The organism is Reyranella massiliensis 521 (assembly GCF_000312425.1).
GTDB lineage: Bacteria > Pseudomonadota > Alphaproteobacteria > Reyranellales > Reyranellaceae > Reyranella > Reyranella massiliensis.
In genome coordinates, this window is the sequence record NZ_HE997181.1 from 3,592,416 (window position 1) to 3,600,573 (window position 8,158).

The 8,158-nt window shown below is 64.6% G+C and carries 16 protein-coding genes; 2 read left to right on the forward strand and 14 right to left on the reverse strand.

Translation table 11 applies throughout. The features are described 5' to 3' along the window. Positions 1 to 45: 45 nt before the first annotated feature. From BN60_RS17460 to BN60_RS30975, 7 genes are all read right to left on the reverse strand, one after another. A complete protein-coding gene (locus BN60_RS17460; protein ID WP_020697403.1) occupies positions 46 to 243 on the reverse strand; it encodes a hypothetical protein in 198 nt (65 codons plus the stop codon). Beyond that, entirely contained in the window at positions 236 to 508 is a 273-nt protein-coding gene (locus BN60_RS17465) for a hypothetical protein (RefSeq protein WP_020697404.1), read from the reverse strand. The genes BN60_RS17460 and BN60_RS17465 overlap by 8 nt, the downstream gene beginning before the upstream one ends. Next, the gene (ku, locus tag BN60_RS17470) at positions 505 to 1,368 is read right to left on the reverse strand and encodes a non-homologous end joining protein Ku (RefSeq protein WP_020697405.1); all 864 of its coding nucleotides are present in this window, start codon (positions 1,366 to 1,368) and stop codon (positions 505 to 507) included. The genes BN60_RS17465 and ku overlap by 4 nt, the downstream gene beginning before the upstream one ends. Positions 1,369 to 1,589: 221 nt before the next feature. Then, positions 1,590 to 1,874 carry a hypothetical protein gene (locus tag BN60_RS17475; protein WP_020697406.1) on the reverse strand — a complete coding sequence of 95 codons (285 nt, stop codon included), beginning with the start codon at positions 1,872 to 1,874 and terminating at the stop codon, positions 1,590 to 1,592. A 158-nt stretch (positions 1,875 to 2,032) separates the two neighbouring features. Further along, positions 2,033 to 2,641: a cysteine hydrolase family protein gene (locus BN60_RS17480; protein WP_020697407.1), complete on the reverse strand. Its 609-nt coding sequence runs from the start codon at positions 2,639 to 2,641 to the stop codon at positions 2,033 to 2,035. 21 nt (positions 2,642 to 2,662) lie between these two features. Further along, the gene (locus BN60_RS17485; protein WP_020697408.1) at positions 2,663 to 2,884 is read right to left on the reverse strand and encodes a hypothetical protein; all 222 of its coding nucleotides are present in this window, start codon (positions 2,882 to 2,884) and stop codon (positions 2,663 to 2,665) included. Beyond that, the gene (locus BN60_RS30975; protein WP_020697409.1) at positions 2,856 to 3,122 is read right to left on the reverse strand and encodes a hypothetical protein; all 267 of its coding nucleotides are present in this window, start codon (positions 3,120 to 3,122) and stop codon (positions 2,856 to 2,858) included. Before BN60_RS30975 ends, BN60_RS17485 begins: the two co-directional genes overlap by 29 nt. A 187-nt stretch (positions 3,123 to 3,309) precedes the next feature. Here BN60_RS30975 and BN60_RS17495 point away from each other — a divergent pair, with 187 nt between their 5' ends. Next, on the forward strand, positions 3,310 to 3,597 hold the full coding sequence (locus BN60_RS17495; protein ID WP_020697410.1) for a hypothetical protein: 288 nt from the start codon (positions 3,310 to 3,312) through the stop codon (positions 3,595 to 3,597). A 76-nt stretch (positions 3,598 to 3,673) separates the two neighbouring features. Here the strand turns inward: BN60_RS17495 and BN60_RS30980 are convergent, their stop codons facing one another. The 5 genes from BN60_RS30980 to BN60_RS17510 all read right to left on the reverse strand — a co-directional run bounded on the left by BN60_RS30980 (position 3,674) and on the right by BN60_RS17510 (position 6,442). After that, the gene (locus BN60_RS30980) at positions 3,674 to 3,838 is read right to left on the reverse strand and encodes a hypothetical protein (protein ID WP_020697411.1); all 165 of its coding nucleotides are present in this window, start codon (positions 3,836 to 3,838) and stop codon (positions 3,674 to 3,676) included. A 151-nt stretch (positions 3,839 to 3,989) separates the two neighbouring features. Then, positions 3,990 to 4,826: a hypothetical protein gene (locus BN60_RS17500; protein WP_020697412.1), complete on the reverse strand. Its 837-nt coding sequence runs from the start codon at positions 4,824 to 4,826 to the stop codon at positions 3,990 to 3,992. Positions 4,827 to 5,089: 263 nt separating this feature from the next. Further along, entirely contained in the window at positions 5,090 to 5,302 is a 213-nt protein-coding gene (gene lysC / locus BN60_RS31840) for an Rz1-like lysis system protein LysC (protein ID WP_425357813.1), read from the reverse strand. Further along, complete coding sequence (locus BN60_RS17505; RefSeq protein ID WP_020697415.1) at positions 5,229 to 5,702, reverse strand: hypothetical protein; 474 nt, start codon at positions 5,700 to 5,702, stop codon at positions 5,229 to 5,231. Before BN60_RS17505 ends, lysC begins: the two co-directional genes overlap by 74 nt. Next, entirely contained in the window at positions 5,699 to 6,442 is a 744-nt protein-coding gene (locus tag BN60_RS17510; protein WP_020697416.1) for a CHAP domain-containing protein, read from the reverse strand. Before BN60_RS17510 ends, BN60_RS17505 begins: the two co-directional genes overlap by 4 nt. A 152-nt stretch (positions 6,443 to 6,594) precedes the next feature. On the opposite strand from BN60_RS17510, the gene BN60_RS29075 reads away from it, so the two are divergent. After that, on the forward strand, positions 6,595 to 7,158 hold the full coding sequence (locus BN60_RS29075; RefSeq protein ID WP_148283457.1) for an alpha/beta family hydrolase: 564 nt from the start codon (positions 6,595 to 6,597) through the stop codon (positions 7,156 to 7,158). A 91-nt stretch (positions 7,159 to 7,249) separates the two neighbouring features. Here the strand turns inward: BN60_RS29075 and BN60_RS17520 are convergent, their stop codons facing one another. Continuing rightward, entirely contained in the window at positions 7,250 to 7,618 is a 369-nt protein-coding gene (locus BN60_RS17520; RefSeq protein ID WP_020697418.1) for a hypothetical protein, read from the reverse strand. A 13-nt stretch (positions 7,619 to 7,631) separates the two neighbouring features. After that, on the reverse strand, positions 7,632 to 8,158 hold a 527-nt coding region (locus tag BN60_RS17525; RefSeq protein ID WP_043284040.1), incomplete at its 5' end, for a hypothetical protein.

Genomic DNA, 8,158 nt, shown 5'->3' on the forward strand with positions numbered 1-8,158 from the left:
ATTGCAGGCAAGTTGCCTGCGGCGCCAGCGGCTCTGGCCGGGACTTTATCCCTTCGCGATTTGCCGGCCGGCCTCGGTGAGCCTCACCGAGTGACCGCCCACTGTGGCGACCCAGCCGCGCCCCTCGGCATCGGCAGCGACCTTCTCCGTCGCGCCGAGACCGATGATCGACAGCCATATGCCGGGTCGGCCATCGGTGGCCCGGAACAGCTTGCGGACAAGACGTTCAGATGCGCTACGCATGGTCCTCGTCCTCGATCTCCAGGATCAGCGCTCGCTCCTGCTCGTAGACGAGATCGCTGAGGCCATCGTCGACGCTGCCCATGGCCTGCGTGATTTCCTTCATCGGGATCCCATGCTTCTCCACCAGGCGCTCTAGGGTCAGCCGGATCTCGGCCTTGGCCTCCAAAACGTCATCGCGAAGCGCCGCCAGTCGATCGCCCGGGTCGCGGCGGGCGAGGAAGTTGCTGGCCCAGTTGGCCGGCAAGGAAAGCTGGATCGACATCATGCTGCCCTGCCCTTACGCCGGTTCGTGTTCGCGGCCCGCTTGGGCCGGGCGGGCGCAGGGCTGGCACGCCGTGACGTCGGCGATTCCCCCTGCAGGCTCTTCTTCAGCGCCGCCATGAGATCGATAACGTTGGTGTCCTCGGCCTCCCGCGCCGGCGCCGCCTTCACCGGCTTGCCCTTCTTCTTCTTCTCGATCATCGCCCGTAGCGCATCTTCGTAGCGATCCTTGAAGTCCGCGGGATCGAAGTCGCCGGACTGCTGCGCCACGATCTTCTCGGCGATCTCCAGCATCTTCGGGTCGGCCTTCGGCAGGTCGGGATGACCGATCTCCTCGATCGTGCGGACCTCCTCCTCTGTCCGCAGCGTGGTCAGGAGCAGCGCGTCCTCCTCGATCTCGATGGCGCAAACCCGCTCGCGCGTGCTCATCACCAGGCGGCCGATCGCCACCATGCTCTGCTTGCGCATGGCTTCGCGAATCACGGCGAACGCCTCGATGCCGGTCTTGCCCGACGGCACCAGATGATAGGGGGTATCCCAGTAGAGCCGGTCGATGCCGGCGCGCGGCACGAACTTCTCGATGTCGATGACGCGCGTCGACTCGACCTTCACGTCCTCAAGCTCTTCCTTGGTGAAGAGTACGTAATGGTCCTTGGCGACCTGGTACCCCTTCACGAGATCGCCTCGCGAGACCTCGGCGCCGGTGCCGGCATCTACCGTCATCATCTTGATGCGGTTGTTGGTCTTGGGATTGATCAGGTTGAAGCGGACGGTTTCCGCCTCGCTCGTCGCCGGCCAGAGGACGACAGGACAGGTTACGAGGGAAAGGCGCAGATGCCCTTCCCAGCTCGGTCGCGCAGCCATTCTTGATCCCCTCACGTAGGCCGATTCAAAGCCGGCGAAGGGCGTTTGTTGCTGCCGCAAAGGGCACCGATGACGATTTCAATTGCTGGTGGGCCGTTCTCGTTGCGGTCTCCAAGCACTTGAGAACGGTCGACACCCTTGCGCCCAGGCGCAGCGGGACGCCGCGCGTGATCGCCCGATCTCGCGCAGCAAAACTCGAAGTCTTTTGACCTTTCAGGGTCTCAGCGGATTTCGCCGGCAGGCGCTCCCGGCTGCGGCGGAACGGGCATCGTCGCAACCTCCGGGACCGCGGCGGCGACGCCTACCTTGCAGTCGATATCGCCCACCCTGCGATCTACTGTCTCGAGGATCGACCACAAGCCACGACGCTGTTCCTCCGTCGGCAGCGTTCCTCTGATAGTCAGCGCGCCGATTCCAACGTCGATCGAAAGTGCCCGCACATCGATGCCCTTGCTTCTGCAAGCCTCGATCAGGGCGCTTCGGATAGCCTCATCGAAACTGTCCATGGAAGTCCCCCTCCTCAAGCGGCGGAAAAAACGCTGCTCGGGGTCCGACGGTTGCACTCGCTTTTAGATTGGGTTTGGCCGCCGTCGCCGATCCATACATCGCAACTGCAGGCGAGCCGTCAGGGCCAGACAGGCGGGAGCCGCTAGCGGGCTCATGATCAGCCGCTCCAGCGCCGCAGGACTTCCTCGGTCGTCGTCGCCTCGATCTGGTGGCTGAAGCGCTCACGGTACAGCTTCAGCAAGGCATCGTGCGTCGCGTCGCTGGTGCTGCACAGCGCATCGGTCGGCAGCACCACGCGGAAGCCGTAGTCCACCGCCGCCATGACCGTCGCCAGCACACAGATATCGGTTTCTCCCCCGGTGACGACCAGCGTCGTGACGCCCCGACGATGAAGCGCGTCGGCAAACCCCGGATGACTGAAAGCAGAATTGGCCGTCTTGTCCAATTGGCGGGCCGGCGGAACGAGCCCCTTTAGCGGCGCCACCAGCTCCAGCAGCTCCGGCGCCAGCTTTTCGCGCGTCAGGTCGGGCCAAGCCTCGTAGTAGTCGCGCCAGGCCCCGATGGCCTCACCGGCCGACCGGGGCGGAACGAACCTCGTGAAGATCGTACTGGCCGCATGACGGGTCGCGATCTCCTGGACACACGGAAGCACCCGGGAAAGCCACGGCACTTGCCAGGGCGTTGCCTCGGCGAACAGCCGCTGCATATCGATGCAGAGATGCCGGGCGGCCCCATCAAGGGTGAAAATTCGTGTGCGCTGGCCCATGGCTACGTTGCGTCGGGCAGGTCATTCGGGCGACCGGCGACGCCCGGCCGCCGGGGCGCGATCGCCACGATCGCCCTGCCCCCGCTTGGCCGTCGTCTTTGCCTTCCTGCGACGATCGGCGGCCAGCGACCGGCCGACATCTTCCACTTCCTTGAAAGATGTGCCGCGGGCATTGCGGCGCACGTAGAGCTTGTTGGTGCCGGTGTCGATCAGCTCACGCTTCGCCGCCTTCTTCCGGGCCACCTTCTTGGCAGCTCCCTTGCTTGCTGCCTTCTTCTTCGCCGCCATGCCGTTCCTCCTTGTGCTTCCGGTACCACTCGAAGCCGAGGGCAGTCGGCTCGAAGGCCAGCGTCCCCCTCGTCATGATCAGTCGCATCAGATTCAACTTCACCAGATCACGGGCCCGCAGTTTTGCGTGGTCGCCTCTGACGACGGCTTGCAGGGTTTCCGCTTCTTCGGGCGAAAGCTCGACCTCTTCCATCGCCGAGCAACGAAACCTTCTGGGTATTGTTCCGGAATCGTGTGTTCGACCGCGTTCTTCAACCTATGGATCGAGCAGCACTCACGGCTTCCGACTGCCAAACTCGCAATCTTCATCGGCATGGAGGCTTGTTGTCGTTGATGCGCCGGCGTCTTTGTGCCGTAGTTGATGGCGAGAGGAGATCACCATGCTGCGAGGTCAGACAGCTCCGCTCAGCCCCAACGAAGAGATCGTCTTGCGCCGGATCGCACTGGGTGTTGCCCAGCCTGAAGATCTTTCCATCCGGCACGTCCGCAGGCTGGAAGACCTGGCGCTGATCAGGCGAAACAAGACAGGCCTCGAACTGACGCCGCTCGGATGGTCCAGGTATGAAGCATTGCCGCGCGCCACTCGGCCCACGAACGGAACCGGCGATCCGCTCACCCGTGCGCTGATGCAATTCCTGCCTCGACCGCCCGAGAACGACACTTTCTGAAACAAAAAAAGCCCTGCACCGGGGTCACCGGCGGGGCTTGTTCAGTCCTAGAACGATAAGGTCGTTAGGGGCATGCCTAGCCCGAAGCTGCGACGCCCAGCGACACCAGCACTCCAACGGTCAGAGAGAGCCAGACCTGAAGCATCGAGAAATCGGGTGCTTTGGAGGCCGGCGCCAGCGCCATGACGGCCAGCGCCGCAGCGCATCCGAATGCCAGGACTTTCAGTGATCGACGAGCCATCTTGTCTATTCTCCCACCCTTGCACCCGGACTTGGTTCGAGCCGTTCGTCACGGACCAGGCCACTTGCCCACCAAACAATTGAAATCATTGGCGGCGGATGTGGCCTCGATATGTCGAAATTGCGCCGGATTCGGCCACCACAACCCCAGCCTAGTACATCATCGGCACGGCCGTCGGCTCACATCGCACGATGTTGGTGTAGGTCCGGATGTCGTCGAGGTGCCAGCCCTCGCCCGGTGGATCACTGTAGGCCACCCATTGGTAGCGCTGGGCCATGTCGAGAATCGGCGGCTCGACGGTACGGCCCCAGGCTTCCCAGCGCAGGAGGCCGTAGCCCTTGCCGAAGTAGCTGCGCTCCATGGCACCCGAACCGGGAATGCTGTCGCGATCGTAGTGTTCGGAGATGATCGTGTGGACGGTGCGGGTTTCTGTGACACCATCGACGGCGAAGGTGAAAGCAACCGGCTCAAGCCGGTAGCGCGTGAAGGCACGACCGAACTCGGCCGGCCTGAAGCCCGACCAACTGCTCTCGGCCAGGGTCGCCACGAGCTCGCGCCACGATCCCGTCGGCGCATCGACTCCGAAGAAGATCCAGCCGGTGCCGCCAACACCCTCGCCGACGAAGAACTGCATGTGCGACTTGCCGCCGTCACGGGTGGCCACACTGCGCACGAAGCCGTCGGCGCCAACCTTCACGATCTGGCCGCCGTTGCCAGCCTGGTGCTCCGGCCGAACGAAGCTGAAGGCCTGAAACACGGAACCGTCATCCATCAGCACGCTTTCGCAGCGCGCCCAGCCCAGCGGCAGCGGCCAGTCGTGCCGGCGTTCCGTGAGCAGGTCATGCACCGTTGCGCGGCTGCCATCCGGCCTCGTCTGCACGATGAAGGCCATGGGATCGGAGAGTGTCGCCCAGCCGACCTTGGGCAAGGGAGGCTGAGGCCTGTAGCCAAAGAACGTCGCACGAATCCAATCGAGCAGCTTGCACATCGGCCGGCCCTTCTTTGCAGAAAACGAAAAAAAGGCCGCCCGCCAGTTACGGCGAGCGGCCAGTTTAGGGAGGAAACGCCCAGCGCCTTCACAGGCGCGACGGGCCATCCCCGGTGGCCAGGTCGCGACCACCGAGCTCGTGATTTCAGGTCAGATACTCAGGAAGGCATCGCGCAGCGCGTCGCCGATCTGCACCCACATGCCCAGGAGCGCGAACACGGCGACGACCAGCACGGCGATGATGACCGGCAGGATGTAGGTTTTCATCGCGCCGCCTCCGTTGGACTAGCCGGGGTCTCCGGCTGCTCACCATGCCAGTCGACGATGCGGTCCATCCGTGCCGAGCATTCACGAAAGGCCGCCGCCAGATCGGCGAAGGCCTCGCCGTTCTGATTGAGGGTCTTACCGCGGGCCGGCCGCATCGGTTCGCGGCAGCGCTGAAGCAGCTCGGCCGAGGGCCGTGGCTGGTGCAGCACCGGGACGTCTCTCGGGGCCGAGGATGTCAGACACCCCGTCAACGATAGCGTTGATGCGAGGATCGTTGTCGCAAGCAGCATTGCCTTGCACATAGCGGATGACCTCCCTGACCTGCTCGCCCTTGCTGGTGATCTCGCGGATGTCGGTCAGGAGCCGGCGAGCCTCCTGCTCGGACCGGCGCGCGGCATCGCGTTCGGCCTCGGCGACCTTGGTGGCCTGCTCCCGCTTGAAGAGCTCGCAATCGGAGACCGCCTTGGCTGTCGCGGCCTCATGCTTGGCCGCCTGGGTCTGCCAGAGGCTGACACGGTAGGTCTGGACGCCGAGACCGATCGTCGAGACTGCCGCCACGATGCCGAGCGTCGAGGCCAGCGGGTTGCTGGCCAGCAAGGCGCCGATCACCGAAGCACCCCGTAGTCGCAGCTCGAGACGCGCCGGATCCGGCGGGCGACCTCGTAGCCGTTCGGGCTGCCGTCGTCGTTGGTGTTGCCTTCGATGGTCTCGATGACGTCGCCCTGCCGGCGAACCACGATGCCGACATGGCTGTAGCCGTGGGCGCCGCCGCGGAGGAAGAACATGGAACCCGGCGGGGGATCGGCACGGCCATCGTCGCCGCGGACGAAGCGTCCCCTGACGCGGGCCTCCGTCACCATGCGCGGCACGTAGAGACACCAGATGCCGTCGAGCACGAGATCGAAGGGCGACTCCGCCCCCAGGGCCCGTGCAGCCTGCGCGTAGAGCGTCGAGGCGAAGCCCTGGCACCAGGCCACCGAGAAGCCGCGGCAGACGTGGCGTACCCACGGCCCCTTGTTGTCGCCGCCGACCTCGCGTGCCTGGGCGTTGAGATAGGCCTGCCCCAGCGCGACGACGGCGGCCCCGAAGCCGGACGGGACCGACATCGTGGTGACCTGCTGCAGCGGCAAGGTCAGGGCCCGCCAGACCTCGCGATCGACGACGCCGAGCGGCGAGCCAACGAACCGCTTCACGGCGGCTTCCGTGGCGGGCCCGAAATCGCCATCGATGAGAACACCGATGCCGTGCAGGCCGAGCCATTCCTGGACGCGCTGCACACCGGGACCCGTGGAGCCACGACGCAGCGGCAGAAGCGGAGGGTCTACCTCCGTCCGATACGGTTCGATCATGTTGCCTCTGAGGGATGTGCCGGGATGCACCCGGCGATGATGCCGGCCCGGACTAGGGCGACGGCTTGATTGTTCTGCTCTTCGAGCTCCGCGCCTACTGCGCAAACAAACAATGCGCTACGACACTCGCCGGTCGCAGCGTGGAGTTCGTCTTGTTTGGTCCGGTCTACTTCCTGTCGGGCGATGCCTATCCGAATGACATCCATGTCGACCGCGAACTGGAGCGTCGGCTCTCACCGTCCTTTGCCTGCTGGACGAGCCAGAAGGACATTCACCATCCCACGCCCGAGACGTTTCAGAACGGCGACTTTCCGCAGCGCGCTACGCACTTCGAAGCCTACCTCGCAACCCAAGGAACGCGCCGCGACACCGTCCTGATCGGCCGATCGTCCGGCGCCCGACTCGCAACTTGGTATGCCAGCCGTCATGCGGTTGCAGCGGTCATCTGCCTCGCTTACCCGTTCCGCAGTCCGTCGATCGGGCCGGAGCCCGAACGCTACCTCCACCTGTCCGACCTTCGTGTGCCGACCTTGATCTGTCAGGGGTTCAAGGACATCTACGGCGGTTCCAACATCTTCGCCGATTACATTCTCTCGAAGTCCATCCGCGTCCACCTGCTGCAGGCTGAACACGAATTCAACATCGACTCGGACGCCTGGGACACACTCGCCCGCGTGATCCTGGAGTTTTGCCAGGAAGTGCTGCCGCGTCCCTGAGCAATCGACTAGCGGGACGCTCGTCGCAGGAGGTGGCGCAAGTGCCAGAGCACGTAGACGATGACCGCGATCCAGAAGACCGTTTCCATGGCTACTTCCTCCAGGGCAGGAGGGCAGCGAGCGCGGCAACGAGGGTGTCCTTGAGGATGGTGACCCAGCTCCGTGGATCGTCCTGCATCTGGCGCAGGAAGGCCTTCACCAACGCGATGACATCGTAGGTGACGGTCGGCGCCGCGGCGGCGACGACGAAGCCGGTATAGATCGACCAGCCGAGATCGTTGACGGTCACGCCGCCCAGCACCGGCCCCATGACCCACGAGAAGGCCGACGCGGCCATGCGCTGGCGGCGCGTGAGCACATCCTTGCGGATGCTGTCGCCGAAGAACGCGCCGACCAGCGAGAACGGCGCGAAGATCAGCAGGGCCTCGGCGATGGCCCACAGGTCGCGGCGGTCATTCATTCCTTCTGCTCCCCTACCAGCCGCGATCGGCGATCATCCGGTACTTCCACTTGTTCGTCGTCAGCGACGTGCCGGCGGCGCTCGCCTTGTTGACCACGATCCACTGCGAGGTGATCACGCTCATGCCGTTGCGATCGCGCGACAGCGTGGGCAGGCGGATGTTGGTACCGTCGAAATTGTGGATGGAGCCCAAGCCGATCTGGTCGCCGACGGCGTAGCCGCCTTCCGTCGAGGTGCACTCGATGATGAAATCGGCGATGCGGGGGTAGACGCCGAGATTGTGCTGCTTGGCTGCGGCTGTGTTAGTGCCGGGAAGATCGCCGCTGTAGCCGGAGTCGTAGCGGCCGTCATAGGCATAGGCCACGACCGAGGTGACGGCGCCGCCGGAGGCGACGGCCTCGCCGACAAAGACAAGCCAGACCTGCGGTGCGGTGACCCCGTTGCCGAGATAGCCCTTCATCTCGCCGATGTTGAACGTGTACTGACCGTTGGTGACGGCGGGCGTGCCGCCGTGCTGATAGACCGACGCCAGCACCGTGG

Coding starts and splice junctions, on each gene's coding strand:
- BN60_RS17460 (WP_020697403.1), bottom strand. CDS start 243: ATGCGTAGCGCATCTGAACGTCTTGTCCGCAAGCTGTTCCGGGCCACC.
- BN60_RS17465 (WP_020697404.1), bottom strand. CDS start 508: ATGATGTCGATCCAGCTTTCCTTGCCGGCCAACTGGGCCAGCAACTTC.
- ku (WP_020697405.1), bottom strand. CDS start 1,368: ATGGCTGCGCGACCGAGCTGGGAAGGGCATCTGCGCCTTTCCCTCGTA.
- BN60_RS17475 (WP_020697406.1), bottom strand. CDS start 1,874: ATGGACAGTTTCGATGAGGCTATCCGAAGCGCCCTGATCGAGGCTTGC.
- BN60_RS17480 (WP_020697407.1), bottom strand. CDS start 2,641: ATGGGCCAGCGCACACGAATTTTCACCCTTGATGGGGCCGCCCGGCAT.
- BN60_RS30975 (WP_020697409.1), bottom strand. CDS start 3,122: ATGGAAGAGGTCGAGCTTTCGCCCGAAGAAGCGGAAACCCTGCAAGCC.
- BN60_RS17495 (WP_020697410.1), top strand. CDS start 3,310: ATGCTGCGAGGTCAGACAGCTCCGCTCAGCCCCAACGAAGAGATCGTC.
- BN60_RS30980 (WP_020697411.1), bottom strand. CDS start 3,838: ATGGCTCGTCGATCACTGAAAGTCCTGGCATTCGGATGCGCTGCGGCG.
- BN60_RS17500 (WP_020697412.1), bottom strand. CDS start 4,826: ATGTGCAAGCTGCTCGATTGGATTCGTGCGACGTTCTTTGGCTACAGG.
- BN60_RS17510 (WP_020697416.1), bottom strand. CDS start 6,442: ATGATCGAACCGTATCGGACGGAGGTAGACCCTCCGCTTCTGCCGCTG.
- BN60_RS17520 (WP_020697418.1), bottom strand. CDS start 7,618: ATGAATGACCGCCGCGACCTGTGGGCCATCGCCGAGGCCCTGCTGATC.